25 protein-coding genes and 1 pseudogene are annotated in these 26,449 nt (G+C 72.4%); 16 read left to right on the forward strand and 10 right to left on the reverse strand.

Translation table 11 applies throughout. The annotated features are described in order from the left end of the window. Positions 1-104: 104 nt before the first annotated feature. Positions 105-447, reverse strand: a pseudogene (locus tag I3F54_RS12010) (RNA-guided endonuclease TnpB family protein); the annotation flags it as partial. Positions 448-524: 77 nt separating this feature from the next. Here I3F54_RS12010 and I3F54_RS12015 point away from each other — a divergent pair. Next, complete coding sequence (locus tag I3F54_RS12015; protein ID WP_240118676.1) at positions 525-1,016, forward strand: DUF1877 family protein; 492 nt, start codon at positions 525-527, stop codon at positions 1,014-1,016. 15 nt (positions 1,017-1,031) lie between these two features. Here the strand turns inward: I3F54_RS12015 and I3F54_RS12020 are convergent, their stop codons facing one another. Further along, positions 1,032-1,589 (reverse strand): hypothetical protein, encoded by a 558-nt coding sequence (locus tag I3F54_RS12020; RefSeq protein ID WP_240118677.1) that lies wholly within the window; start codon positions 1,587-1,589, stop codon positions 1,032-1,034. Positions 1,590-1,910: 321 nt separating this feature from the next. Continuing rightward, positions 1,911-3,563, reverse strand: a complete 1,653-nt coding sequence (locus tag I3F54_RS12025) for a glycoside hydrolase family 20 protein (protein ID WP_240118678.1) — start codon at positions 3,561-3,563, stop codon at positions 1,911-1,913. Positions 3,564-3,719: 156 nt separating this feature from the next. On the opposite strand from I3F54_RS12025, the gene I3F54_RS12030 reads away from it, so the two are divergent. The 12 genes from I3F54_RS12030 to I3F54_RS12085 all read left to right on the forward strand — a co-directional run bounded on the left by I3F54_RS12030 (position 3,720) and on the right by I3F54_RS12085 (position 13,459). Then, a complete protein-coding gene (locus I3F54_RS12030) occupies positions 3,720-4,292 on the forward strand; it encodes a 2-oxo-4-hydroxy-4-carboxy-5-ureidoimidazoline decarboxylase (RefSeq protein WP_240118679.1) in 573 nt (190 codons plus the stop codon). 341 nt (positions 4,293-4,633) lie between these two features. Continuing rightward, positions 4,634-5,014: a succinate dehydrogenase, cytochrome b556 subunit gene (gene sdhC, locus I3F54_RS12035; protein ID WP_037884595.1), complete on the forward strand. Its 381-nt coding sequence runs from the start codon at positions 4,634-4,636 to the stop codon at positions 5,012-5,014. A gap of 5 nt (positions 5,015-5,019) precedes the next feature. Then, positions 5,020-5,502 (forward strand): succinate dehydrogenase hydrophobic membrane anchor subunit, encoded by a 483-nt coding sequence (locus I3F54_RS12040; protein ID WP_240118680.1) that lies wholly within the window; start codon positions 5,020-5,022, stop codon positions 5,500-5,502. Between the two features lie 24 nt (positions 5,503-5,526). After that, positions 5,527-7,281 carry a succinate dehydrogenase flavoprotein subunit gene (gene sdhA, locus I3F54_RS12045; RefSeq protein WP_240118681.1) on the forward strand — a complete coding sequence of 585 codons (1,755 nt, stop codon included), beginning with the start codon at positions 5,527-5,529 and terminating at the stop codon, positions 7,279-7,281. Beyond that, positions 7,281-8,042, forward strand: a complete 762-nt coding sequence (locus I3F54_RS12050) for a succinate dehydrogenase iron-sulfur subunit (RefSeq protein WP_240118682.1) — start codon at positions 7,281-7,283, stop codon at positions 8,040-8,042. Before sdhA ends, I3F54_RS12050 begins: the two co-directional genes overlap by 1 nt. Before the next feature lie 952 nt (positions 8,043-8,994). Continuing rightward, positions 8,995-9,321, forward strand: a complete 327-nt coding sequence (locus I3F54_RS12055; RefSeq protein ID WP_240118683.1) for a carboxymuconolactone decarboxylase family protein — start codon at positions 8,995-8,997, stop codon at positions 9,319-9,321. A gap of 470 nt (positions 9,322-9,791) precedes the next feature. After that, positions 9,792-10,202, forward strand: coding sequence for a VOC family protein (locus tag I3F54_RS12060; protein WP_240118684.1), 411 nt, complete (start codon positions 9,792-9,794; stop codon positions 10,200-10,202). 106 nt (positions 10,203-10,308) lie between these two features. Next, positions 10,309-10,716: a hypothetical protein gene (locus I3F54_RS12065; protein WP_240118685.1), complete on the forward strand. Its 408-nt coding sequence runs from the start codon at positions 10,309-10,311 to the stop codon at positions 10,714-10,716. Beyond that, positions 10,713-11,228 carry a thiol-disulfide oxidoreductase DCC family protein gene (locus I3F54_RS12070; protein ID WP_374205911.1) on the forward strand — a complete coding sequence of 172 codons (516 nt, stop codon included), beginning with the start codon at positions 10,713-10,715 and terminating at the stop codon, positions 11,226-11,228. The genes I3F54_RS12065 and I3F54_RS12070 overlap by 4 nt, the downstream gene beginning before the upstream one ends. 26 nt (positions 11,229-11,254) lie before the next feature. Then, positions 11,255-12,001: a TetR/AcrR family transcriptional regulator gene (locus tag I3F54_RS12075; protein WP_240118758.1), complete on the forward strand. Its 747-nt coding sequence runs from the start codon at positions 11,255-11,257 to the stop codon at positions 11,999-12,001. A 144-nt stretch (positions 12,002-12,145) separates the two neighbouring features. Continuing rightward, positions 12,146-12,334 carry a hypothetical protein gene (locus I3F54_RS12080; protein WP_240118687.1) on the forward strand — a complete coding sequence of 63 codons (189 nt, stop codon included), beginning with the start codon at positions 12,146-12,148 and terminating at the stop codon, positions 12,332-12,334. Positions 12,335-12,508: 174 nt separating this feature from the next. Then, positions 12,509-13,459, forward strand: coding sequence for a DUF389 domain-containing protein (locus tag I3F54_RS12085; protein WP_240118688.1), 951 nt, complete (start codon positions 12,509-12,511; stop codon positions 13,457-13,459). A 196-nt stretch (positions 13,460-13,655) separates the two neighbouring features. Here the strand turns inward: I3F54_RS12085 and I3F54_RS12090 are convergent, their stop codons facing one another. From I3F54_RS12090 to I3F54_RS12105, 4 genes are all read right to left on the reverse strand, one after another. Further along, on the reverse strand, positions 13,656-15,419 hold the full coding sequence (locus I3F54_RS12090) for a sodium:proton antiporter (RefSeq protein ID WP_240118689.1): 1,764 nt from the start codon (positions 15,417-15,419) through the stop codon (positions 13,656-13,658). 571 nt (positions 15,420-15,990) lie between these two features. Next, a complete protein-coding gene (locus I3F54_RS12095) occupies positions 15,991-17,547 on the reverse strand; it encodes an ABC transporter substrate-binding protein (protein WP_240118690.1) in 1,557 nt (518 codons plus the stop codon). A gap of 489 nt (positions 17,548-18,036) precedes the next feature. Continuing rightward, positions 18,037-19,317, reverse strand: coding sequence for a metallophosphoesterase (locus tag I3F54_RS12100; protein WP_240118691.1), 1,281 nt, complete (start codon positions 19,315-19,317; stop codon positions 18,037-18,039). A 63-nt stretch (positions 19,318-19,380) separates the two neighbouring features. Next, positions 19,381-19,620, reverse strand: a complete 240-nt coding sequence (locus I3F54_RS12105) for an SCO4848 family membrane protein (RefSeq protein WP_240118692.1) — start codon at positions 19,618-19,620, stop codon at positions 19,381-19,383. Positions 19,621-19,732: 112 nt separating this feature from the next. Between I3F54_RS12105 and I3F54_RS12110 the strand changes: the two genes are divergently transcribed. Beyond that, positions 19,733-21,019 carry a D-alanyl-D-alanine carboxypeptidase family protein gene (locus I3F54_RS12110; protein WP_374205912.1) on the forward strand — a complete coding sequence of 429 codons (1,287 nt, stop codon included), beginning with the start codon at positions 19,733-19,735 and terminating at the stop codon, positions 21,017-21,019. On the opposite strand, the gene I3F54_RS12115 is transcribed toward I3F54_RS12110, so the two are convergent. Then, complete coding sequence (locus I3F54_RS12115; RefSeq protein WP_240118694.1) at positions 20,973-21,953, reverse strand: YihY/virulence factor BrkB family protein; 981 nt, start codon at positions 21,951-21,953, stop codon at positions 20,973-20,975. The genes I3F54_RS12110 and I3F54_RS12115 overlap by 47 nt on opposite strands. Positions 21,954-22,222: 269 nt before the next feature. On the opposite strand from I3F54_RS12115, the gene I3F54_RS12120 reads away from it, so the two are divergent. Together I3F54_RS12120 and I3F54_RS12125 are read left to right on the forward strand one after the other, a co-directional pair. After that, positions 22,223-23,581 carry an FAD-binding protein gene (locus I3F54_RS12120; RefSeq protein ID WP_240118695.1) on the forward strand — a complete coding sequence of 453 codons (1,359 nt, stop codon included), beginning with the start codon at positions 22,223-22,225 and terminating at the stop codon, positions 23,579-23,581. 136 nt (positions 23,582-23,717) lie between these two features. Next, entirely contained in the window at positions 23,718-24,479 is a 762-nt protein-coding gene (locus I3F54_RS12125; protein WP_240118696.1) for a decaprenylphospho-beta-D-erythro-pentofuranosid-2-ulose 2-reductase, read from the forward strand. A gap of 110 nt (positions 24,480-24,589) precedes the next feature. Here the strand turns inward: I3F54_RS12125 and I3F54_RS12130 are convergent, their stop codons facing one another. Together I3F54_RS12130 and trpS are read right to left on the reverse strand one after the other, a co-directional pair. Next, on the reverse strand, positions 24,590-25,168 hold the full coding sequence (locus I3F54_RS12130) for a 2'-5' RNA ligase family protein (protein WP_240118697.1): 579 nt from the start codon (positions 25,166-25,168) through the stop codon (positions 24,590-24,592). 133 nt (positions 25,169-25,301) lie between these two features. Continuing rightward, positions 25,302-26,315: a tryptophan--tRNA ligase gene (gene trpS, locus I3F54_RS12135; protein ID WP_240118698.1), complete on the reverse strand. Its 1,014-nt coding sequence runs from the start codon at positions 26,313-26,315 to the stop codon at positions 25,302-25,304. Positions 26,316-26,449 lie beyond the last annotated feature (134 nt).

Below are 26,449 nucleotides of genomic sequence, written 5' to 3' on the forward strand. Positions count from 1 at the left end.
GCCGGCGATCGCCGCCCCGGGCCACCTGCGGGGATCGTTTCCGAAGTGACGGATCCCGGCGCCCGCACGCTCTGCTGACAGTTGGCTTCCTCTCCCGCCCGGCGGCGGGAGGTTCCAGCGGTCGCCCGCTGGGGTTCCCGCTTCACCGACGACCGGCCCGTCCGGGAGGAGTCCCGCTTGAGGTCTCACACCGTCTCCACAGGCAGACGCCGCCGGCCCGGCGGCCAGGATGTCGCGTGCCGCGTTCACCTCACGGTCGTGCACGGCACCACACACGCGCCTCCGCTCCCGGACGTTCGGCGGCCCTGTCCCGCGGGCCGTGCCGCAGGCGGCCCCGCACGGCCCGCCGGACCGGAACCAGCGGCCGGTCGCCACGAGCTCACACCCACACCCGTACCGGCGGGGGTCGGCCGATGGACGGTGGACACCGGTCCACCCCGCAGGCGAACCCCCTTTCCCCGCTCCGCTGGACCTTCGCTTCGTCCCTGGCCCGAAGGCGGGAGTAGCCACGAAGGAGCGACCCGATGAGCGAGTACTTCCACCTCCGCGCGGTACCGCCGTCGGCGCTGCGCAACAGCACCACCTGGATGCAGCGGCTGTTCGAGGACGACTGGGAGACGGTGCGTGAGCGGATCGGCCGGCACCGCGAGGAGATGCTGGACGGCCGCTACCTCGACCACGCCCTGCTCTACGCAGGACCCGGCCGCCGCCGGGGCGACTTCCCCGGCGCACAGGTCGTCCTCGGCGGGCGGCCCCTGCCCCACCCCGCCCCGGGCAGGCCACCGTTCCGCGTGCTGACCGCGGCCCAGGCGCAACGGGTCGCCTCGTTCCTCGCGGCGGCGGACTTCGACGCGCTGTGGCACCCGGCGCGCGCCGCGCTGCTCCCCCGCTACGGCGGCAGCGATGCGGAGCCCTGGACCCGTGGTGTCTTCGCCTCGGCGCACCGGGACCTGAGGGCGTTCTACGAGCAGACGGCGCTGTCCGGCGACGCGGTGGTGAAGTGGGTGCTTGTCTAGGCTCCCCGACGGTCCTCAGCCGAGCCCGCGGGCCCGGCGGGACACCACGGCCCGCAGGACCCGGCGCCCCTCGGTGGACACCTCCAGGGCCCGGCGCAGTCCGGTCGGCCCGTGCCCGGCCAGCACCTCCAGGACGGTGACCTGGCGGCGCAGCTCGGCGGCGACGAGGGGGGACATGCCGTCCGTGCGGCCCTCGCGGCGGGCATCGACGCTGCCCGTGTCCTCGGCGGGGTCGAGCAGCCGGTGGATCTGGAGGGAGGCCACCGAGCAGGCGTCGGCCCACAGCCGCATCCCGTCGGCGAACGGCTCGTCGGGCGCGGCGGAGAGCATCCGCCGGGCCAGCTGGACGGGCTCGTCCGTGGCGGGCTCCTCCGATCCGGCGAGCTTCCCGCGCACCTGTTCCAGGGCGATGCCCCAGGCGTCGTCACCGACGCCCTCCGCGAGGCTGCCCCACAGCGGTCGCAGTGTCTCGTCGTCACCACCCAGCAGCGGCACGCACCGATCCAAACAAGCCAACCCGCTCGCGGCCAGCCCGCGGTCGTCGGCCTGAGAGATGAGGTCCACCAGGCTCATCCACGCCTCCCTAGACGGGGCGCCGTCCCTATACGGAGCCCGCACTTCCCCTTACTGCGTGCAACGCTCCCGTAGTGTCACACGACCACCACGCCGAGTCGGCCGATCCAGCGGAAGAATACGTTTTCGGCCAATCGTCCGGACCTGGCGTTCAGCACGGCGGAGAGGCGGTCCGGCCCGGACGCGGCGCACACCGGATCACCCCGGCGCACGCCGGTTCGCCGCACGCCGGGTCACCGCGCCGCGCATGACCCGGCCGGGGACCGGGTCACCGGCGCGCCGCCCACGGAGGGGCCGGGCCGGGCGCGACCGGCAGGGCGCTCAGCCCAGCCGGTCGGCGAGCGCCCGGAACTCCGCCCAGGTCAGCGCCGGTTTGTCCGGATTCCACAGCTTCTGCACGGTGGCCCGCAGCGGCATCCGGATACCGGCCGCGACCTGGGCCTGCGTCTGGCTGCCGGCCAGGTCGCACCAGACCGCGAAGGTCCCGCCGAGGATCTGGCCGTCGTAGGCGGCCGGCACGGCCGTCGTGCCCCGCAGCACCCGGGGCGTCCACTGCTCGTAGATCCGCTGCCCCGTCGGATAGACGAAGGTCTGCGGCTCCCCGAGCACGTAGTACAGGAACTCGTCGTTGTAGTTGATCACCTTCCGCCCGGCCCCCAGGTACTCCACCGGCTGCCGGGCCCCGATCTCCTTGCCGGTCCAGTAGGCGACCTGGATGTCCTCGGCCGGCCGCACGGACGTGTTCCGGAGGAAGCCGTCGTTCCACGCCCGCGGGGTGCGGCCGTGGGCGCGGACGGTGTCGGCACGGTCGTTGACCCACCCGGTGGCCAGGTCGGCGACGGTCGCGCCGGAGCCGTAGGCCTCGCGGGCGGCCGTGGCGAGCTGCGGGTAGGAGGCCGCGGGGTCGGACACGGTCAGCGCCCGGTACTCGTCGCCGCCGAGGTGCCAGTCCGCGCCGGGGAAGAGACCGGCGTACTCGTTCAGCAGGTCGTCGATGATCGTGGCCGACTTCTCCTTGGAGATGTCGATGGCCCCGCGCGCGGCCAGGCCCCGCACGTTGCGCAACTGGAGGTCGGGGTGGGCGGCGAGGACGGCGCCGAGGTGCCCCGGGGAGTCGATCTCCGGCACGACGGCCATGTGACGGGCCGCGGCGAGATCGACGATCTTCTTGACCTGCGCCTTGGTCAGATGGTCCTTGGACACGACCTCGGGGTGGGTGTCGGAGGCGATCCGGAAGCCCTGGTCGTCGGAGAAGTGCAGCCCCAGCTGGTTGAACTTCAGGTCGCCCAGCTCGCGCACCCGGTCCTCGATCCAGTCCGCGCTGAAGGGCTTGCGGGCGATGTCCAGCATGAACCCGCGCACCGGTTTCGCCGGCTCGTCCCGCACGACGCCCTCCGGGGCGCTGCCGCCGCCGTGCACCTCCTGCTTGAGGGTGCGCGTTCCGTAGAAGACGCCGGCCTCGCCCGGCCCGCTGATGACGACCCGCCCGTCGCGCACCGTCATGGTGTACGACTCCGGGTCGGCACCCTTGTCGCCGCCGAGCTCCAGCCGCACGTCCCCGGCGCGCGCGTCGTCCGACTCGCCCGCGTAGGCCAGCCCCAGCTCGCCCGCGACGAGCCGCCCCTCGTCGGCGAGCTTCGGGTCGCCGACGACCACCCGTTCCCCGCTCGCGGGCCGCCACCCCGGCCCGCGGGCCGGGGTGTGGGACCGTACGGCCGGGATCGTGCGGGGCGCCTTGGACAGCGGATAGGTCCGCGTGGGGCCCGGGGTCGGGGACGCCGCCGTCCCGTCGGCGCGCGGCGACGCGCCGTCGGACGGCTGCCGCGTGGCGGTCGCCGAGGACGTACCGCCGCCGGCGGCGGCCCACACGCCGATACCCACCCCGAGCGCGATCGTCCCGGCGGTCACCGCCGCGACGACCAGTCGCCTCTGCTTCACCTTGTTCGCCGGGGCCCGGCGCCTGTGCTGGCTCACGGCGTCAACCTACGTCCCTGGCGTTCGAGCGGTCGTCCACCACATGTTCCGAAACTCTCCTGTTCGAGTGAAATTCGGGCAGCCGTCGGAGACGGCATGAGCACGGTCTTATAACGTGAGACCTCGCGTCTCACACCATCCCCTGCCACACCACACGTGCCACGAGGACTCACGCTGCCAGCGCACCGTCTTCCCCATCCTCCGGGCCGCCTGGCCCTGCCGGGACTCCCCGAGCAGCCGCGCATCACCCCACCACCATCGCGGACCCCCCTCGACGTGTTCAACACGGCGCCCGCCGAGGAGGCCCGGCGGACCCTGTTCGCCTGCCTGCGGAGCAGCCGGTGGGTCCACCGGCTCGCCGCCCACCGCCCCTATCCGGACCTGGGCGCGCTCGTCGCGGCCTCCGACGAGGCGGCGTACGACCTGACCCCCGGCGACCTGGCCGAGGCACTGGCGGGCGAGTCGATGCCCACCCTGCCCGCGGACACCTACGAGGCGGCCCACACCGCCCTGAGCGCGGCGCACGCCGCCTACGAGGCCCGCTTCGGGCACGCCTTCGTCGTCTGTCTGGACGGCGTGACCCGGCAGGAGGCCCTCGACCACGTCCTGGCGGGCATCCGGTCACGCCTGGCGAACGACGCCGAGGAGGAGCGGGTGGTCGCGGCGGAGGAGCTGCGGCGCCTGGCGGGACAACGCCTGGTGAGGCGCCTCGGCGGCGGGGGGCGGTAGGAGCCTCCCGTCCGCGGGCGGAACGGCTCCGGACGGCCGGGCCGGCGGCGCGTCCCGCGCCGGACAGCCGCCCCCGCACACCCGGACGGCGGCCACTTCGCCCCGGGCGGTGACACCGGCCGCATCCGAACGGCGGCGAACCGTCGTATAACCGGACAGCCCCTTCCAGAAGCAGCCGCAGGATAGCCCGTCCGGTGCCAGTTTGATCACACAGGTAGGCCCGCTGTAAGCACCACAGGCACACGTCGCTACGATGCTGGGGGCCGGTGGACCGTACCCGGCCGGGCCCGACCGACACCGACGCCGGCGCGGCCCCCACCCCGCTCCCGGAGGAAACTTCCGTGCCGGCTGGAACGCTGTACCGCGGCCGGGAAGGAATGTGGTCCTGGGTGGCTCACCGAGTCACCGGCGTCCTCATTTTCTTCTTCCTGTTCGTTCACGTGCTGGACACCGCTCTCGTGCGTGTCTCCCCCGAGGACTACGACAAGGTCGTAGCCACCTACAAGACGCCGATCGTCGCCGTACTCGAGTACGGCCTCGTCGCCGCCATCCTCTTCCACGCGCTCAACGGCCTGCGTGTCATCGCCGTCGACTTCTGGTCGAAGGGCCCCCGCTACCAGAAGCAGATGCTCTGGTCCGTCGTGGGCCTGTGGGTCGTGCTGATGCTCGGGGCGATCTACCCCGTTCTCGGCCACGCCGCTCGTGAACTGTTCGGGAGCTGACGCCAATGTCCACGACTGAAACCACCGCTTCGGGGATCGGCCCGGTCGAGGGCGGGTCCGGCTACACCGTCGACAACCCGGCGCCCCTCATCGAGGCCCCGCGCAAGCGCACGAAGAAGACCCCGAAGTCCACCCGGGGCAACTTCGAGCTGGCGGCCTGGCTCTTCATGCGCCTGTCGGGTGTGGTGCTGGTCGTCCTCGTCATCGGGCACCTGCTGATCCAGCTGGTCCTCGACGGCGGCGTCAGCAAGATCGGCTTCGCCTTCGTGGCCGGGCGCTGGGCCTCGCCGTTCTGGCAGGTCTGGGACCTGTCGATGCTGTGGCTGGCGATGCTGCACGGCACCAACGGCCTGCGCACCGTCATCAACGACTACGCGGAGCGGGCGAACACCCGTCTGTGGCTGAAGGCCCTGCTCTACACCGCCGCGGTCTTCACCATCCTGCTGGGCACGCTGGTGATCTTCACCTTCGACCCGAACATCCGCTAGGCACGGGGCTGAGGTAAACCACTCATGAAGATCCACAAGTACGACACCGTCATCGTCGGCGCCGGCGGCGCCGGTATGCGGGCCGCCATCGAGGCGACCAAGCGCAGCCGCACCGCGGTGCTGACGAAGCTCTACCCCACCCGGTCCCACACGGGCGCCGCGCAGGGCGGCATGGCCGCCGCGCTGGCCAACGTGGAGGAGGACAACTGGGAGTGGCACACCTTCGACACGATCAAGGGCGGTGACTACCTGGTCGACCAGGACGCCGCCGAGATCCTGGCGAAGGAGGCCATCGACTCCGTCCTCGACCTGGAGAAGATGGGCCTGCCGTTCAACCGGACACCCAACGGGACGATCGACCAGCGCCGCTTCGGCGGGCACTCCCGCAACCACGGCGAGGCCCCCGTCCGCCGCTCCTGCTACGCGGCCGACCGCACCGGCCACATGATCCTCCAGACGCTGTACCAGAACTGCGTCAAGGAGGGCGTGGAGTTCTTCAACGAGTTCTACGTCCTCGACCAGCTGATCACCGAGGTCGACGGCGTCCGGACGTCCGCCGGTGTGGTGGCGTACGAGCTGGCGACCGGTGAGATCCACGTCTTCCAGGCGAAGTCCGTGATCTACGCCTCCGGTGGCTGCGGCAAGTTCTTCAAGGTGACGTCCAACGCGCACACGCTGACCGGTGACGGCCAGGCAGCGGTGTACCGGCGGGGCCTCCCGCTGGAGGACATGGAGTTCTTCCAGTTCCACCCGACCGGCATCTGGCGCATGGGCATCCTGCTGACGGAGGGCGCCCGCGGTGAGGGCGGAATCCTCCGCAACAAGGACGGCGAGCGCTTCATGGAGAAGTACGCGCCGGTCATGAAGGACCTCGCCTCCCGCGACGTCGTCTCCCGCTCCATCTACACGGAGATCCGCGAGGGCCGCGGCTGCGGCCCCGAGGGCGACCACGTCTACCTCGACCTGACCCACCTGCCGCCGGAGCAGCTGGACGCCAAGCTGCCCGACATCACCGAGTTCGCGCGCACGTACCTCGGCATCGAGCCCTACACGGACCCGATCCCGATCCAGCCGACCGCGCACTACGCCATGGGCGGCATCCCGACCAACGTCGAGGGTGAGGTCCTGGCGGACAACACCACCGTCGTCCCCGGCCTGTACGCGGCCGGCGAGGTCGCCTGCGTGTCCGTGCACGGCGCCAACCGCCTCGGCACCAACTCGCTTCTGGACATCAACGTGTTCGGCCGCCGGGCCGGCATCTCGGCCGCGGAGTACGCGCAGACGGCGGACTTCGTCGAGCTGCCGGAGAACCCCGCCGAGCAGGTCGTCGCGCAGATCGAGCAGCTGCGCGGCTCCACGGGCACCGAGCGGGTGGCGCAGCTGCGCCGCGAGCTCCAGGAGACCATGGACGCCAACGTCATGGTGTTCCGCACCGAGCAGACGATCAAGACGGCCGTCGACAAGATCGCCGAGCTGCGCGCGCGTTTCCGGAACGTGGCGATCCAGGACAAGGGCAAGCGGTTCAACACGGACCTGCTGGAGGCCATCGAGCTGGGCAACCTGCTCGACCTGGCCGAGGTCATGGCGGTGTCGGCACTGGCCCGCAAGGAGTCCCGCGGCGGTCACTACCGCGAGGACTACCCCAACCGCGACGACGTCAACTTCATGCGCCACACCATGGCGTACCGCGAGGTCGGCGCCGACGGAACCGATTCCATCCGTCTCGACTACAAGCCGGTCGTCCAGACCCGCTACCAGCCGATGGAGCGTAAGTACTGATGGCTACCCCTGTTCTGGACAAGGTCGAGGCGGAGTCCGCGGCCTCCCCGTACATCACGGTCACCTTCCGGATCCGCCGGTTCAACCCGGAGGTCTCGGGCGAGGCGACCTGGGAAGACTTCCAGCTGGAGATCGACCCGAAGGAGCGCGTCCTCGACGGCCTCCACAAGATCAAGTGGGACCTGGACGGCACGCTGACCTTCCGCCGGTCCTGCGCGCACGGCATCTGCGGTTCCGACGCGATGCGGATCAACGGCAAGAACCGCCTCGCGTGCAAGACGCTGATCAAGGACATCAACCCCGAGAAGCCGATCACGGTCGAGCCCATCAAGGGCCTGACGGTCCTGAAGGACCTGGTCGTCGACATGGAGCCGTTCTTCCAGGCGTACCGGGACGTGATGCCCTTCCTGATCGCGAAGGACACCAACGAGCCGACGCGCGAGCGGCTGCAGACGGCGGAGGACCGGGAGCGCTTCGACGACACCACGAAGTGCATCCTGTGCGCAGCCTGCACCTCCTCGTGCCCGGTCTTCTGGAACGACGGCCAGTACTTCGGCCCGGCCGCCATCGTCAACGCTCACCGCTTCATCTTCGACTCGCGTGACGATGCCGCCGAGCAGCGCCTGGAGATCCTCAACGACCGCGACGGCGTCTGGCGCTGCCGCACGACCTTCAACTGCACGGACGCCTGCCCGCGCGGTATCGAGGTCACGAAGGCGATCGCCGAGGTCAAGCGCGCGCTGATCACGCGCCGCTACTGACCTTCCGCGGCATGCGAGAGGGCCCCGCCCGGGTGGACGACACCGGGGCGGGGCCCTCTCGCATGCCGCGGAAGCCACGGTCACGTCCGGCCGGTTCGGGCGCTGTCCTGGGTGAACGCCCAAAGGACGCGTCAATCGTCGTCCCCCTTCCCGATGAGGAGTTCGTCCCCGGCAGGGAAGCGGGCGGTGCCGCCCTTCTCCTTGCGGTGACGGCAGGGTGCCGTGGTCGAGCATCGTCGCCGGCTTCCCGACCTGTGTCACGCGTCCTCGTCCCACCTGGGCGTCCGTGTGTCACCCGAGAGAACTCCCGCTGCGCGGAGCCGACTTGCACGGCTCATGCACAACGGCCGGGTACGGGAGGCGCGGAGCGGGACGATGGGGCGCAACGGACGTCGAGCGGGGAGGACGCACGGGATGAGCGCGTCCAGGATTCCCGGACCCGGTACGAACGTTGCCGTCTGCCGCACGGCGCGCGGCCTCGGACGCCCCGCCGCTGCGCCCTGAGGACCTGCCACGCGAACTGACGGCGCTGAACGAACACCGCTGCCGCCCCGGGCTGGGGGCGGTTCTTCAGAAGCCGCCCGGCACGCTGACGAGGTGGACCAGCTATGCGCACGCCACGCAGTCGGCGGCCGCCTGGACCCGCGTGGGTCACGACCTGTCCTCTGCCCCGGGTCTTGCCGGGGATCCTGGTGACCTGGATGCTCGCAGGCCCGAGCAATGCTCCTGGGGTTCCGAGCAGTTGTCATCGGTCGTCACGGGCCGCTGCCGAGCGGTCTCGGACGGTCCGGACGGGGGGACCTCCCGGCGGCGTGATTCTACGGCTCCCTCCTCAGGCTGTCCCCCGATGGGCGATCCGCCGGAAACGGGCTTACGGTCGAACGTAAGGGCTGCCCTGAGACGTAGCCCACACGCGTCGACCCCCTCACAGCACCAACAGGAGACGACTGCCATGGCCACAGCATCTGAGACCCCTGTCCTGGACACCATCGCCGCGATGACGGTCGACTCGATTGAGCGGTGCGGGCTAGCCCCGGAAACGCTCCTGCTGACCCGCATCGCGGCGCTCGCCGCTTCGGACGCCCCGCCGATCTCGTACGTTGCCCACATCGACCCCGCCATCCAGACCGGCCTGACCGCCGAGCAGGTGCAGGATGTCCTGGTCGCCATCGCTCCTGTCGTGGGTACGGCCCGCGTCATGGCGGCAGCCGGCAACCTCGCCAAAGCCCTCGGTATGACGATCGCAGTCGCCGACGCCGAGACCCAGGGCCCCGGGTAGAGGCCTCGCCCGAGGTCCACGGCCGACGGCCGCGCCGACCCCCGATGCCTGCTGCCCGGCCGACGGCCGGGCAGCACCGGCAGAAGCGCGTATCCGTCGCCCAGACGGACCGGCCAGCCCCCCCCTGATGCCGCCGAACTCCCGTCGCCGCCTGCCTCATGGCTCTCAAGCGGAGGCCGGAGAGGATTCGGTTCCGTGCAGACCTGCTCGCCGGGTGCCAGCCGAGACCGGCCTCGTGATCCGCCCCGGGTGTTCAGCCGAGCGAGCCGAACTGACACAGAGTGCGAGAAAGGTGCACCTGGGATGCGAGGGCGCGACCGCCGAGGTCGTGTCCCCGCAAGGAACAGGTGCACCTTTCTCGGTGCGCGGGCGCAAAAGGTGGGCGGTGGCGGGCCGGTGCGCGCACCGCACCGGCCGACATCACGACCGCAATCACCGGTTCCGGGCCGGTGCGCTTCTATTCTGACGGTATGTCAGATGACGAGTCGTACGAGCTGCTCGGGTTCGACAACGTGCTGCTGCCCGTCGGGGACCTGGGGCAGGCCGTCGGGTTCTACGAGCGGGCCGGGTTCACCGTCGGGTTCCGGTTCGACGAGGCGGGCATCGCGCTGCTGCGGGTCGGCGGGGAGGCGCCCGGCGTGCTGCTGCGGCAGGAGGACGGGCTGTGCCGCCGGCCGCCGCCGTGGGCCTCACCCCGGTTGTGGATCGAGGTGCCGGACGCGCGGGCGGCGGCGGGGCGGCTGGCCGCGACCGGGATCCCGCCACTGGAGGAACCGTTCTCCGCGGCGACCGGATGGACCGTCGAGATCGCGGATCCATGGGGCAACGTCCTCGGCTTCACGGACTACAGCAAGCGCCCGGAGCTGGGCCGCAGGGCCTGAGCCGGAAGGCGGGCCCCCTGCTCCGACATCGAGTTGAACGCGTTCAAAAACAGGTCTACAGTCACCGTGTCAGAGTTTTGAACGCGTTCAAGAAGGGGTGGGGCGCGTGGACCGCACTGTCATCGCCTATGTCATCTACCTGGCCGTCAGCATCGCCCTGACGGTCTGGGTGGCCCGGACACTCAGCCGCAACGGGCGGGTCTTCCTGGCCGACGTGCTGCACGGCAACGAGAAACTCGCCGAGGCGGTCAACCACCTGCTGGTGGTCGGCTTCTACCTCGTCAACCTCGGCTTCGTCGCGCTGTACCTGAGCGACGACGACACCATCGAGAACACCCGCGGCATCTTCGAGGCCCTGTCGGCCAAGCTCGGCGTGGTGCTGCTGGTCCTCGGCGTGATGCACCTGGGCAACGTGTACGTGCTCAACCGGATGCGGCGGCGCGGGGTGATGGAGCGGGAGCAGGTGCCGCCGGTCGCCCCGCAGCAGTGGGTCGCCCCGTCGCCCGGAGCGTGAGGCCCGTGACCACCACGGCGGCCCGCGCCCCCGTCCCGGTGCGCGGGCTCACCGTCCTCTACGACGCCGGGTGCGCCCTGTGCACGTTCCTGCGCGACTGGCTGGCCCGGCAGCCGCAGTTGGTGCCGCTGGAGCTGGTGCCCGCCGGATCGCAGGAGGCCCGTCGCCGCTTCGCGGACCTGGACCACCGGGCCACGCGGGAGGAGGTCACCGTCGTCGGCGACGCCGGGCAGGTCTACCGCGGCGCCGCCGCATGGATCGTCGTGCTGTGGGCGCTGCGGAGGCACCGCCCGCTGGCGCACCGGCTCGCCGCCGGCCCGGGGGCGCGGCTCGCCAGGGCGGCCGTGCTGACCGCGGCACGGTGGCGGGAGGTACAGCACGGCGGAGGGGCCCGCCGGAGCGGGGACGGGTGGGCCGGCACCCCCTCCGAAGGGGCGTACGCCCCCTCCGCCGGCCGGACGGGCGCCGGCCCCGCCACGGGCTGTTCGGGCGGGGGCTGCCCGACTGGTTAGGCTCTCTTCCCGTGCCCGCGAAATCCCTGCCCGCCAAGAACGACGGCCCCGACGAGACGGCCGGCCCCAGCAAGTCCGAACAGACCCGTGCGCTGATCCTGGAGACGGCCATGCGGCTGTTCCGCGAGCGGGGATACGACCGGACGACCATGCGGGCCATCGCCCAGGAGGCGGGGGTCTCCGTCGGCAACGCCTACTACTACTTCGCGGGCAAGGAGCACCTGATCCAGGGCTTCTACGACCGGATCGCCGCCGAGCACCGGGCCGCGGTCCGCGGGATCCTGGACCAGGAGACCGACCTGGAGACCCGGCTCGCGGGAGTGCTGCGGGCCTGGCTGGACGTGGCGGCGCCCTACCACGAGTTCGCCGTCCAGTTCTTCAAGAACGCCGCCGACCCCGACAGCCCGCTCAGCCCCTTCTCGCAGGAGTCGGAGCACGCGCGGCTGGAGGCCATCTCCGTCCACCGCGAGGTGCTGGCCGGGGCACGGCGGACGAAGGTCCCCGAGGAGCTGCGGGACGTCCTGCCCGAGCTGATGTGGCTGTCCCAGATGGGGCTCGTGCTGTACTGGATCTTCGACCGCACGGAGGGACGGGAACGCAGCTACCGGCTCGCGGAGCGGGGAGCGCGCCTGACCGCGCGCGGGGTGGCGCTGGCCCGGTTCCGGGTGCTGCGGCCCCTGGTGCAGGAGGTGCACGAGCTGTTCACGGACTTCCTGCCCGGCATGACGAGGGTCCTCCCGGACCCCGGGCGCGGGGGAACGGCCACCGGGTGACCGCCGCCTCGTCCGGGCCGCTCGCCCCGGCGGCGGACGGCACGCCGGGCGGGCGGTGCGCACGGGCGATGCGGATCGGCCCGACGGGTGACAGTGGGGAGCGCGGGTGTTCCGCGGTCAGCCCGGGGAGGAAGGGTGGCCCACGTGGTCGACGATGCTCGGGCGGTGGTCGTGATGGGTGTGCCCGGCGCCGGCACGCCCACCGCCGGCTCCAGGAGTGCCACCCCGGATCCACCGCACCCTGACGAACCGGCCGCCACGGTCGACGCGTCCGGTACCGCGGAGCAGGCCGTGCCGGCCGCGCGGGAAGCCGTGCTCGGGCCGGACGGGTGACCGTGCCGCCCCGGCCGGACGGGCCGAGCCCGGGGCCGCACCGCCGTGCCGCCCGGCCACCCCGCCGCTCCGCCACCGCGCCGCCCGTCCGCCGTACGGCGGAGGGCCCCGCCGTCGCACCGGCGGGCCCGCGCGGACGGCGACCGCGACGACACCCCGGCACAGGAGGTCCGGATGGATCTGGTCCACTTCCGCATGGTCGTGCCGCCCGAGCTCACCCGGCCGGCCGTCGACCTGCTCTCCCCCCACGAACTCGTCCTCAACCTCGTGGTCCTGAGGGCGGCCGGGGCCTCGGGCGCCGACGCGATCGAGTGCGACGTGGTCAAGGGCGCCGCGAACACCCTGCTGGACGGCCTGCGCGGGCTCGGCGTCGACCGGGCGGGGTCCATCGCCGTCGACGGCGTCGACCTGATGTTCTCGCACCGCGCCGAGGAGATCGAGGCCGGCCGGCCGAGCGTCCTCGTGCACTCCCCGCTGTGGGCCTCGGTCGAGGCCCACATCCGGGAGGAGGGGACCTATCCGCCGTCCTTCTACCTGTTCCTGGTGATCGCCGGGCTCATCGGTTCGGTCGGCATCATGACGAACTCACAGATCCTCATCGTGGCGGCCATGGTGGTCGGTCCCGAGTACCACGCGATCACCAGCATCGCCCTCGGCCTGGACCGCCGGGACCGGCGCCGGATCCAGGACGGGACGCGCGCGCTGACGGCCGGGTTCCTGCTGGCCATCACGGTCACGCTGGCCTTCGCCGCGGTGTCGCGCGCGATCGGCCTGCAGTCCCGTGCCTTCGATGCGGGACTGCGGCCCGTGTCCCACCTCATCGACACCCCCGACGCCTTCTCCCTGACCGTGGCCGTCCTCGCCGGCATCGTCGGGATCGTGTCGCTGACCGAGGCGCGCGCCAGCACCCTGCTCGGCGTGTTCATCTCCGTGACCACCATCCCCGCCGCCTCGGACGTCGCCGTCTCGCTCGCGTTCGCCGACTGGGGGGAGGCCCGGGGCTCGCTGGTCCAGCTGCTGGCCAACGTGGTCGTGCTCGTGGTGGTCGGAGTTCTCACGCTGCGTCTGCAACGCCGGCTGTGGCACCGGGCGGCCCGCCGCGCCGACGGGCGGACGCGGCGGTAGCCGCCGGCGTGCGGCGGCGCGGACTCTGCCGGGGGCGCGCCGCCTCGGCGGGAGCGGCCATCACGGTGGGGCGGCGGCCGTCCGGCTGCCCGCCGGGCGCGCCGCGGGGCGGAACCTTCGCGAGGGAGCCCCGAGCCCCAGCAGGTCGGGCGAAGCCCACGGCGGTGCGGTCGGCCCCGGGCAGGGTGCGGGCCGGTCAGCCGGCGGGCGGGGCGGGGCCGAGGAGGACCAGCGTGTCGCCGGGCGCCGCGCCGCCGGGCTGCGCGTCGGTGACGGGCTCCAGCCGGCCGTCGCGGTACACCAGGAACAGGGCGTCGTGTCCCGGAGGGCGGGGCGCCGACGCGGGCTGCACGTGGAACCGGGCGCCGCGCCCGTGACGGTCCACCAGCGCCTCGCGGGCCAGGCCGGGGCCGAACAGGGTGGTGCCGCCGGTGTAGGGGGCGACGACGCCCTGGCTGCCGGGCGGCGGGCCGACCCGGTAGATGGGGCCGTCGACGCTGTCCGCCATGACGACGGAGGCGAGGGCGTTGAAGTCGTCGTCGTCCGTGAGCAGATAGACGGCGGTCACGCCCTCCAGCACGGCCTGCGGATCCGTGGCGGTGGTCATCAGCTCTCCGGCGGCCGACTCGATGCCCGCCTCCTCGACCCTGGCCCGCTCCTCGGCCAGGCCCGCCCACATCAGCACGTCGACTCCGGCGCCGTGCAGCGCCCGTGCGAGATCGACGGCCCACGGCGCACCGCCCACCAGGAGCGGGCGGGCGCGCGTGGGCCCGGCGACGCCGAGCCGGACGGACAGGGGTCTCGCGGTCAGGCCGTAGACGACGACGGTTCCGACGATCACCAGGAAGACCACGGGGAGGATCTTGTCGGCGCCGCGCAGTCCCGCGGAGACGAGCGAGCCGGAGAAGGTCGTGGCGGTGGACGCGGCGACGATGCCGCGGGGGGCCATCCAGCCGACGAAGGCGCGTTCGGGCAGGGAGAGGTCCGTGCGGGCGCAGGACACCACGGTCGCCAGGGGGCGGACCACGGCGACGAGCAGGGCGACGAGGACGAGCGTGGGCAGCAGGACCGGGACGAGGGACTCCGGCGTCACGGTGGCCGAGATGGTGAGGAACAGCAGGCCGATGATCAGCTGGACGAGGGTCTCGAAGAAGGGTCTGCGGGCGGGCATGTCGAATCGGGGCAGGTTCGCGACGGTCAGCCCGGTGACGATCGCCGCGATGAGTCCGGTGTCGTCGAACGCGATGTCGCAGCCGGCGGCGACCACGACGACGGTGGCGAGCTGGGCGAGGGTGCCGAGGGTCTCGCCGAGCCGCAGCCACCGCAGGGCGAACCACAACAGGGCGACGCCGACGGCACCGCCGACGAGCCCGACGGCGATGCCGGCGAGGAACGACCCGAACCGGAAGTGGCCGCTGCGCAGCCCGCCGGAGACGATGGAGTGGAAGGCGACGGCGCCGAGGATGCCCCCGACGGGGTCGATGAGGGTGCCCTCCCACATCAGCACCCGCCGCACCCGGACCGAGGGCCTCACGTGCTCCAGCAGCGGTCCGACGACGGTCGGCCCGGACACCACGAGAATGACGCCGATCATGCTCGCCACGGCCACCGGGACGTCGAACAGCATCGGGCCCAGGCCCAGCACGGTCCCCCAGGTGAGGATCACGCCGAGGGCCATGAGCCGGACGACGACCCTGCGGGTCGCGCGCTTGAGACCGCGCAGGTCCAGGCCCAGTGCGGCGTCGTAGAGGATGAGTGCCACGGACACCGACACCACGGGCGAGAAGGTGTCCCCCAGCAGTTCGTCGGGGTGGACGACGTCGGTGAGGGCACCGACGGTGAAGCCGGCGGGCAGCAGCAGGATCAGGGCCGGGATTCGGAGCCTGGTCGCGAGGATCTGGCATCCGACGGCGAGGCCCACGGTCAGCCCGATGCCCAGCAGGATGTCGTTGTCGCTCACCCGCGCCTCGCCTCCCGGTGCGCGCCCGCACGATCCGGGTCCTCGGCCGGGCCGGACGGCGCCGTCGCCGGTGGGTCCGTGCGCGGGGGGACGCGAGTTCCCCGGCGGGAGGCGGCGGCCCGGGCGGGGCCGGTCATCCGCCGGTGGCGTGAGCGGGGAAGGCGTGGGCGGGGCCGATTCCGCGCGGTGCGCCCTCGGTGGAACTCACGATGTGCTGCTCCTCCACTACGTGCCGGCTCGGCCGGGACCTGGCCCGGAGGGTTCAGCCGTCAGACAAGCATCGTGGTGGGGTGCGGGCATCCCGGGCGGGACCGCGTTGCGCCGCCCGGCCGAGCAACTTCGCCCGGGCGGGAGCGAGCGGCGGGCGCGCGGCCCGGGGACGCGGTGGCGGGACGTGCGTTGCCGGGGCCCCGGCAACGGGAAGCGCGGTGCCGGAAAGCCGCCGTGCCGGGGACCACGAGGCCACAGGACGGGGTGCCGAGGGCCGCGGTGCCGGGAAGCGCGCTGGTCCCGCACCAGGGGTGCGGGACCAGTGTGGCCGGCGGGGTGCCGGCGAAGGCATGATCCGCCGTCAGATCCAGTTCAGGGTCCACAGCCGGAACACGCCGCTGCCGTCCGTCAGGTACTGGCCGCCACCGACGTCCTCGCTGGTGACGACGTACTCCTTGCTCTGCCAGAGCGGGATGGCCGGGACGTCCTCGGCGATGTCCTCCTGCAGCGTGCGGAAGTCGTCGGCGGCCCGGCCGCGGTCGGCGTACTGCTGAGAGGACTTGATCAGCCGGTCGACGGCCTTGCTGCTGTATCCGGTGTTCATCGTGCCGTCGGTACCGACAAGGGGCCCGGCGAAGGTGTCCGGGTCCGGGTAGTCGGCGACCCAGCCGACGGCGTAGGCGTCGAGTTTGCCGGTGGCCCAGCGCTTCTGGAAGTCGGTCCACTTGTAGCCCTTGACCGTCACCCTGAACAGTCCGGACTCCTCCAGCTGGCGCTTGATCTCCTTCGCCTCCTGCGCGACGGTGCCGCTGCCGGTGCCGTAGCCGTAGGTGAACCGGACGGGCAGCTCGACGCCGGCCTCGGTGAGCAGCTCGCGCGCCTTGTCCGCGTCCCGCTTCGGGTAGGCGTCGAAGAACGACGTGGTGTGGCCGACCAGTCCGGTCGGGATCAGCGAGTAGAGCGGATCCACGGTGCCGTCGTACACGGTGGCGGCCAGGCGCTCCCGGTCGATCAGCCAGGCGATGGCCCGGCGGACGCGGGTGTCGTGCAGCGGGGAGTCCTTGCGGGTGTTGAAGTACAGGTTGCGGATGTCGGAGCTGTCGGCCTCGGAGACCCGCTTGCCCGGGTCGCTCGGGTTGAGGCCGGCCAGGATGTCCGGCGGGAGCTGCCGGGTGGCGACCTGGACCTCCTTGGCCTCCCAGGCCGTGTTCAGCGCCTTGGGGTCCGCGTAGTACCGCAGCTCCACGGGGTTGCCGGCTGTCTTGGCGGCGCCCTTGTAGTGCGAGTTGGGCGACAGCTGCGCCGAGGAGCCCTTGTCGTACGACGTGAGCGTGTACGGCCCGGTGCCGTCGACGCCCGAGTCGGTGCGCAGTACGCCGGCCGGGTAGCGCTCGGAGTCCACGATGGAGCCGGCGCCGGTGGCCACCTTGAACGGCCAGGTCGCGTCCGGCGATGCCAGGTGGAAGGTCACCTTCAGCCCCTTGGCGTCCACCGAGGCGAGGGTGGAGAGCAGGGCGGCCGGACCGACGTCGGAGTTGATCTTCTTGACCCGGTCGAAGGAGAACTTCACGTCCTGCGCCGTCACTTGACGCCCGCTGGGGAAGGTCAGCCCCTCCCGCAGGGTGCAGCGGTACGTCGTCAGGCTGCCGGCGTCGAAGGAGCAGCTCGTGGCCGCGTCCGGGACCGGCTGGATGCCGCCGGGCTCGTAGGTCAGCAGCGACTGGTAGACGTTGCTGAACAGGGCCCATGAGCCGGCGTCGTAGGCGCCGGCCGGGTCGAGCGACGTGATGCTGTCCGTCGTACCGACCACGATGGTCTTGCCGTTGCCCTGTTCGGACGGCAGCAGTTGCCAGCCGCCCACGGCGGCGGCCGTCAGGACCAGTACCGCCAACAGGATCCGCATGCGAAGCGATCGCATGAGTAGTTGTCCTCCCCGGCCCGGAACGGGCCCCGCGTGCGTGCCACTCCCCCGTGGCGGCCACCTCCCCTGGTGGCGTCGCTCACCCAATCACGCAGCCTTCACATACAGGAAAGCAGGTCTGTTGAAACAAAAAATACCGTTTCGGCGGGGCATCACCCCCCGCCGCCGGCCGGGCCCTTGGCGCAGCGACAGCGCGTGAAGGAGCCCTTCCCCGGTGCCGTTCCCGTCAGTTGTGCGAGAGGGGTTGCCCGCCGATGCAGGTGTTCATCAGTGCCGTCGCCCCGAGAAGGTGCGGCCGCCCGGCCTGTTCGCAACCGCCGCAGCGCCGCTTGCACCGGTGACGCGCCATCAGTTCGTCTGCGCCGGGAGCGGGTCCGCGACCGGGCCGGTGGAGGGCTGTCGCTCGTTCCCGGCGACGCGGGCTGCGCCGCGGGCACGGGCGTGGACCTGGCGGCCGTCCGGCGGGACGGCGGCGCGGGGCCCCTCTCAGGCGCGGCGCGAGGCCAGCTCGATCACGGTGATGTCGGACGGCGCCCCCACCCGGGTCGGCGGCCCCCAGGCACCCGCGCCGCGGGAGACGTACAGCTGCGTGTCGCCGTAGCGTTCCAGGCCCGCGACGGTGGGGTTGGCCGCCCGGGCGATCAGACTGCCGGGCCACAGCTGGCCGCCGTGGGTGTGGCCGGACAGCTGGAGGTCGACGCCGTGCCGGACGGCCTCGTGGATCTGCACGGGCTGGTGGGCGAGCAGCACGCACGCGCGCGCGGTGTCGCGGTCGCCGAGGGCGCGGGCGAAGTCGGGCCCGTGGCCCTCGCTCTCGCCCTGCACGTCGTTGACGCCGGCCAGATCGAACCAGGGCAGTTCGGTGCGGGCGTTCTCCAACGGGCGCAGACCGAGACGCCGCACCTCCTCCACCCACTGTTCGGCGCCGGAGAAGTACTCGTGGTTGCCGGTGACGAAGAAGCTGCCATGACGTGCCGTCAGCTGCGTGAGCGGGGCGGCCGCCGGGCCGAGGTCCTTGACGCTGCCGTCGACCAGGTCGCCGACGACGGCGATCAGGTCGGGCCGGGTGGCGTTGATCGTGTCGACGACCTTCTGCGCGAAGCCGCGGCCCAGCACCGGGCTGAGGTGGATGTCGCTGACCACGGCGATGCGGTACCCGTGGGCGGCCCGCGGCAGTTTGGCCAGCGGTACGGTGACCCGCTTCACGGACGGTCCGCGCAGCACGCCGTAGGTACCGTAGCCGACCGTGCCGACGGCCGCGGCGGCCGCGGTGCCGGCGACCACGCGGGAGACGAACAGCCGGCGGGTGGGGTCGGCCGGGGGCTGCGGGGGCGGCGGCTGCGGCGCCGGTTCCCTCGGTGCGGACTCCCTCGGTGCGGACTCCCTCGGCGGCACTCCCGCCGGGACGGGCGCCGCGCTCGGCAGGACCGCCCCGGCGGTACGGGCCTGCCGAGCCGGCAGGCGCCGCAGCAGCGGCCGGAGGGCCTCACCGGCCAGGACGGCCAGCAGCAGGTACAGCGACAGGGCCAGCCACAGGAAGCCCGGCCAGGCCAGGACCCGCTGGAGGAGGAAGGGGGCGCCGGTGCGTTCGGCGACCAGCGCGCCGACGGCGGACGCCCAGCCGGCCGCGAGGACCAGCGCGCCCGCGCGGCGCACCGGGCCCGGACCGCGGGTGGTGTCCCGGACCAGGCGCCGCCACAGGTAGAGGTTGGCCGTCCCGAGGACGGCCAGGACGAGCAGCGCGGCCAGCAGGAAGACGATGATCACTGTGACGTCCGCCCCGTTCCCCTGTCCTTGCGTGCCTTTCCTGCGCCTGCCGTCGAGCCGGCGCTATGACGCGCGGCGCAGTGCGCGCAGTCCGCGCAACCCGATGACCCCGATGGCCGTCCCCAATACGAAGGAAACGACGGCGAGCAGCAGGTGCACCCAGAAGTACGCCGTGGGGTGGCCGTCGTCGAACGCGAGCCCGCTGCTGTCCTTGACGAGGTTTTTGACGAAAGTGACCCAGATGACCCAGCTCCACACCCCGAAGGCGAGCAGGAACCAGGAGACGGGGCGGCTGAGCTTCATACGTTCAGTATCACCGCCGGGTCTGCGCCGCCGTCCCCGGGGTGGGGCGCGCGGGGCCGATCGGGGCGGGGTGCCTGGGACCGCGCGGGGCGCGGCGGGTACGTTCTCGGTCGTGCCCGCACCCACGAAGAGCCTCGGGCGATCCCTGCTGGTCGCCTCCGCCGCCCTGCTGTCCCTGCCGCTGACCGCCCCGGCGGCCCTGGCGGCCCCGAGCCCGAGCCCGAGCTCTTCGGCAAGCCCTTCGGCGACTCCGCCGGCCGGCATGTCGACCGTGGGCGGTGTGCGTCTGGGACGGCCGGGCACCCAGGTCGACCCGGCCGCCGGTGTGCCGGTCATCCCCAAGGACATCAGCGCCCGTTCGTGGATCGTCGCCGACGCCGAGTCCGGCGAGGTGCTCGGCTCCCACAACGCGCACTGGCGGCTGGCCCCGGCGAGCACGCTGAAGATGCTGTTCGCCGACACGGTGCTGCCGAAGTTCCCGAGCACCGTGAAGCACCGGGTGACCGCCGACGACCTGGCGGGCATCGGCGCCGGCTCCAGCATGGTCGGGATAAAGGAGAACGAGACCTACACCGTCCACGACCTGTGGCTCGGGGTGTTCCTGCGGTCCGGCAACGACGCCGTGCACGTGCTGTCGGCGATGAACGGGGGCGTCACCGAGACCGTCCGGGAGATGAACGAGCACGCCGAGGAGCTCCAGGCCCTCGACACGCACGTGGTCACCCCCGACGGCTACGACGCCGAGAAGCAGGTCTCCTCCGCCTACGACCTGACCCTGTTCGCCCGTTCCGGGCTGCAGAAGAAGGACTTCCGCGAGTACTGCTCGACGGTGCGCGCCCAGTTCCCCGGGGAGACGAAGAAGGACGAGGAGGGCAGGGAGTCCCGCAAGTCCTTCGAGATCCAGAACACCAACCGGCTGCTGAGCGGCACGGATTCCGACACCCCGGTCTACCAGGGCATCGCGGGGGTGAAGAACGGCTACACCACCAACGCGGGCAACACGTTCACCGGCGTCGCCGAACGGAACGGCCATGTGCTGCTCGTCACGGTGATGCACCCGGAGAAGCACGACCACAACGAGGCCTACAAGGAGACCGCCCAGCTCTTCGACTGGGGCTTCCAGGCGGTCGGCAAGGTGAAGCCGGTGGGCGAGCTGGTGGCGCCGAGGGGTGCGCAGTCCGGCGCCCGGGCCGGCGCGGACGCCTCCCCCGGCACGACGGGCGACGCCGGCGACGGGTCGGCGGCGCCCGCGCACGCCGGCACCGCCACGGGCCGCGGCGCCGGCGGTGCCGGGATCGCGATGGCGATCACCGGCGGGGTGCTGGTGCTGCTCGCGGGCGGCGTGTTCCTGGTCAACCGTCGTTGGCCGCTGCCGGATCTGGTACGTCGCCACCGGTGACGGCGTCCGCTGCGATCTCGGGAGCCTCTGCGTTCTCGGCGTCTTCGGCGTCTTCGGCCTCCCCGGCGCCGCCGGCGTCCTCGGCCGTCCTGCTCGGCGTGGCCGTCCAGGAGGCGGAGTACAGCACCAGTCTCGAGGTGAAGTTGATCCACAGCAGCAGCGCCACGGGCACGCCGAACGCGCCGTACATGCTCTTCGCCGCCACACCCTGGATGTAGCTGCTGAGCAGCAGCTTGAGCAGTTCGAACCCGACCGCGCCGATCAGCGCCGCCACGACCAGGCGCCGCCGCGGCGGTTCGACACCGGGCAGCAGCGTCAGCACGTACAGCAGGAGCAGGAAGTCGGCGAGCACGGCGACGGCGAACGCGGCGATGTGCAGCAGGATGCCGCCCCAGCCGGACCGGTCGATGCCGAGCTGGTCGGTGATCCAGCCGATCAGCGCCGAGGCGACGGTGGAGGCGGCGAGGGTGACCAGGACGGCGCCGCCGAAGCCGAGCAGGACACCCATGTCCTTGGCCTTGCCCAGGAACACGTTCTGCTCCTCGTCCGGCAGCTCCCACACCGCGCGCAGGCAGTCCCGCATCTGGCCGACCCAGCCGATACCGGTGAGCAGCAGCAGGACGCCGGCGATGAGGCCGACGGTACCGGCGTTGTCGACGAGGCCGCCGATGTCGAGCTGGTCGGAGATGCCGGGCACCTGATCGGCGATCTTGTCCTGGAGGTCCTGCGTCTGGGCGTCGCTGAGCGTGGCGGCGGCGATCGCGGCGGCCAGGGTGAGCAGCGGGAAGAGCGCCACGAAGCTGATGAACGTCATCGCCGCGGCCAGTCGCGTCCACTTCACCCGGCTCAGGCGCTCGTACGAGCGCCACGCGTGCGTGGCCATCGCGCGCGGCACGTAGGGCCCGATGACGGGGAGCTTCTTCAGCCAGTCCATGATCCGCTTCTCCCCTGCTCATGTCCCACCCATGTCCCTGTTCCCCCGGATCCCGCCCCGCCTCAGTCTCCCCGAATCCCGCCCCCGCCCCATTTCTCCCCGAATCCCGCCCCGCCCCAGTTCCCCCCGAATCCCGCCGGTGGCCGAGTTCCGCCGACCCCCGCCCGTGGCCCGGGCGGCAGCCAATGAATCGCCCATTTCGGGGAGGCGGCGAACAAGTCACTACGCAAGTGAACCAAACCCCCTCAAACGGACGATACCGTCGGTCCATGTCTGCACCTCACACCGTCCCCGTCACCGGGTGGGGCCGCACCGCTCCCACGGCCGCCCGGCTGATCCGCCCGCGCAGCTACGAAGAGGCGGTCACCGCCGTACGGCAGTGCGGGGTCCGGGGCGGCATCGCGCGAGGGCTGGGGAGGGCGTACGGGGACGCGGCCCAGAACGCGGGCGGCGCGGTACTGGACATGACGGGCCTGGACCGCATCCACGCCATCGATGCCGACGACGGCGCCGTCCTGTGCGACGCGGGCGTCTCCCTGCACCGGCTGATGGAGGTGCTGCTGCCGCTCGGCTGGTTCGTGCCGGTCACCCCCGGCACCCGCCAGGTCACCGTCGGCGGCGCGGTCGGCGCGGACGTCCACGGCCGGAACCACCACGTCTCGGGATCCTTCTCCCGCCATGTGCTGTCCTTCGAACTGCTCACGGCCGACGGCGGCGTCCACAACGTCACCCGCGACACCCCGCTGTTCGACGCCACGTGCGGCGGCATGGGCCTGACCGGCGTCATCCTGACCGTCACCCTCCGGCTCCAGCCGGTTCAGACGGCACTGATGTCCGTCGACACGGAGCGCGCCGCCGACCTCGACGACCTGATGGCCCGGATGACCGCCACCGACCACCGCTACCGCTACTCCGTGGCCTGGATCGACCTGCTGGCGCGCGGCGCGGCCCTGGGGCGCGCGGTCCTCACCCGCGGCGACCACGCGGCCCTGGACGCCCTGCCCGAGGGCACGCACGCCCGGCGGCACCCCCTGGCCTTCCGCATCTCACGGCTGCCCGCACCGCCCCCGGTGCTGCCGGACGGGCTGCTGACCCGCCGGGCCGTGAGCTGGTTCAACGAGCTGTGGTACCGCAAGGCGCCCCGCGCGCGCACCGGCGAGCTGCAGAGGATCTCCACCTATTTCCATCCGCTCGACGGGGTGCCGCACTGGAACCGGGTCTACGGCAGAGGCGGTCTGGTGCCGTACCAGTTCGTCGTCGGGGACGGCCGGGAGGACGCCCTGCGCCGCATCGTGGGCCGTATCGCGCAGCGCCGTTTCCCGTCCTTCCCCGCCGTCCTCAAACGCTTCGGCCAGGGCGACCCGGGCTGGCTGTCCTTCCCCGTGCCCGGGTGGACGCTGGCGCTGGACGTCCCGGCCGGGCTGCCGGGCCTCGGCACGTTCCTCGACGAGCTGGACGAGGAGGTCGCCTCGGCCGGGGGGAGGGTCTACCTGGCCCGGGACTCCCGGCTGCGCCCCGATCTGCTCGCCGCGATGTATCCGAGGCTCGACGACTTCCGGCAGCTGCGCGCGCAGCTGGACCCGCGCGGCGTGTTCGTCTCCGACCTGGCCCGCCGCCTCGCCCTGTAGGCGGCCGGCCGGCTCCCCCGACCAGTCCGATCCGCCCCGCCGGCCGCCGCGGCACGCGGCAGCCGCCGGGCACCCGGCACCACCCCAGAACCCTCCCTCACCCTCCGGGCCCTCCGGAGACGCCTCAGGAGCTGTCGTGAAGGACGCCTTCGGTCTCCCCCAGTCCCTGCTCGTCCTCGGCGGCACGTCCAGGATCGCGCTGGCCACCACGCGCCGCCTGGTCGCGCGCCGCACCCGCACGGTGTGGCTGGCGGGCCGCCCCTCCCCCGCCCTGGACCGGGCCGCCGGGGAGCTGCGCGCCCTCGGCGCGGACGTGCGGACCGTCGACTTCGACGCGCTCGACCCCGACTCCCACGAGACGGTGCTCGGCAAGGTCTTCGCCGAGGGCGACATCGACCTGGTACTGCTCGCCTTCGGCGTCCTCGGCGACCAGGCGCACGACGAACGCGATCCGTCCGCGGCCGCGCGCGTCGCGCAGACCAACTACACCGGCGCGGTGGCGGCGGGCCTGGTGAGCGCGCAGGCTCTCCAGGCGCAGGGCCACGGCTCCCTGGTGGTGCTCTCGTCGGTCGCCGGGGAGCGGGCCCGCCGCGGCGACTTCATCTACGGCTCCAGCAAGGCGGGCCTGGACGCCTTCGCGCAGGGTCTGGGCGACGCGCTGCACGGCACCGGCGTGCACGTGATGGTCGTACGCCCCGGGTCCGTGCGCGCCGGGAGCGCGGCGGGCGGCCGCCGGACGCCGCTGGACAGCACGCCCGAGGAGATCGCCGCGGCGATCGAGCTGGGGCTGCGACGGCGGGCGGAGACGGTGTGGGTGCCGGGCGCCCTGCGGGCGGTCACGGCGGCGCTGCGCCACCTGCCGCGGGGGGTGTTCAGGCGACTGCCGCTCCCGCTGTGACGGACGGGGACGCGGCCCGTCGCCCTCGCCCGCGTCACGACCGGACGGGAGCGTGCCGGTGGGCGGCGGCGCGGGCGGGCGGCCCGCCCTCGCTCCGTCCTGCGGGGCGCTCAGCGGCTGGGGATCGTGCCCCGGTCCATGCAGCCGCCCTGGGGCGGCACCACCGAGCCGCCGAAGGGGAACTCACGCAGCTTGCGCCAGACGCCGTCGGCCCCCTGCTCGTACAGGGCGAACCCGGTGCACGGCCAGTCGGCCTCGTAGCCGGCGAGCTCGGCGTGGGCGCGGTCCATCGCCGCCTCGTCGATGCCGTGCGCCACGGTGACGTGCGGGTGGTAGGGGAACTGCAGCTCGCGGGCGACGGGACCGGAGGCCTCGCGGATCCGCGTCTGGAGCCGGGCGCACTCCTCGCCGCCCTCGACGACCCGCACGAACACCACCGGCGACAGCGGACGGAAGGTGCCGGTACCGCACAGCCGCATGGGAAAGGGCCGCCCCGCCGCCGCGACCTTCGTCAGATGCGCCTCGGCGGCCGGGAGCAGGACCTCGTCGATCTCCGTCGGCGGCAGCAGGGTGACGTGCGTGGGGATACCGAAGGCAGCGGCGTCGCCGAAGCCCGCGCGCAGCTGTTGGAGCAGGCTGCCGTGAGGCTCCGGGACCGCGATCGACACACCGATCGTTACGGTCCCCACGTCGTCTCCTGTCGTCAGATCGCCCGGCCGCCCCGGGCAGGGGTGGCTGCCGGGGCAGCTTCGGCTATCGACTGTACGGCGCGCGCCGCCCTGTGGGACGGTCCGGGCCGTGTGCTGTACAGCTCAGTGGGGGTCAGTGCTTGGCGGGCAGGAAGCCCACCTTGTCGTAGGCCTGCGCCAGCGTCTCCGCGGCGACGGCGCGCGCCTTCTCCGCCCCCTTGGCCAGGATCGAGTCCAGCGACTCGGGGTCGTCCAGGTACTGCTGGGTGCGCTCCCTGAACGGCGTCACGAACTCGACCATGATCTCGGCGAGGTCCGTCTTGAGCGCACCGTACATCTTGCCCTCGTACGCCCGCTCCAGCTCGGCGACCGATGTGCCGGTGAGGGTGGAGTAGATGGTGAGCAGGTTCGACACGCCGGGCTTGGCGTCCACGTCGTAGCGGATGACCGTGTCGGTGTCGGTGACGGCGCTCTTGACCTTCTTCGCCGTCGTCTTCGGCTCGTCGAGCAGGTTGATCAGGCCCTTCGGCGTGGACGCCGACTTGCTCATCTTGATCGACGGGTCCTGGAGGTCGTAGATCTTCGCCGTCTCCCTGAGGATGTACGGCTTCGGCACGGTGAAGGTGGCGCCGAAGCGGCCGTTGAAGCGCTCGGCGAGGTCGCGGGTGAGTTCGATGTGCTGGCGCTGGTCCTCGCCGACGGGCACCTCGTGGGCCTGGTACAGCAGGATGTCGGCGACCTGGAGGATCGGATAGGTGAACAGGCCGACGGAGGCGCGGTCGGCGCCCTGCTTGGCGGACTTGTCCTTGAACTGGGTCATGCGGGAGGCTTCGCCGAACCCGGTGAGGCAGTTCATGACCCAGGCGAGCTGGGCGTGCTCGGGGACGTGGCTCTGGACGAAGAGCGTGCAGCGCTCCGGGTCGAGTCCGGCGGCCAGCAGCTGGGCGGCGGCCAGGCGCGTGTTGGCGCGCAGCTCCCGCGGGTCCTGCGGGACCGTGATGGCGTGCAGGTCGACCACCATGTAGAACGCGTCGTGGGACTCCTGCAGCGCCACCCACTGGCGGACGGCGCCGAGGTAGTTGCCGAGGTGGAACGAGCCTGCGGTGGGCTGGATCCCGGACAGCACGCGGGGACGATCAGAGGCCATGCCGTCCATTCTCGCAGAGAGCGGGTGCCGGTCCGGAACTGGTCGGGAACAGCTGGGAACCGAATCGTCTCCGGCGGTGTAACAAGGGCGTGAGGCCGCGGGAGGGGCACGAGAGGCAGGAGGGTGTGCCGTAT

Source organism: Streptomyces sp. MUM 2J (assembly GCF_022414535.1).
GTDB lineage: Bacteria > Actinomycetota > Actinomycetes > Streptomycetales > Streptomycetaceae > Streptomyces.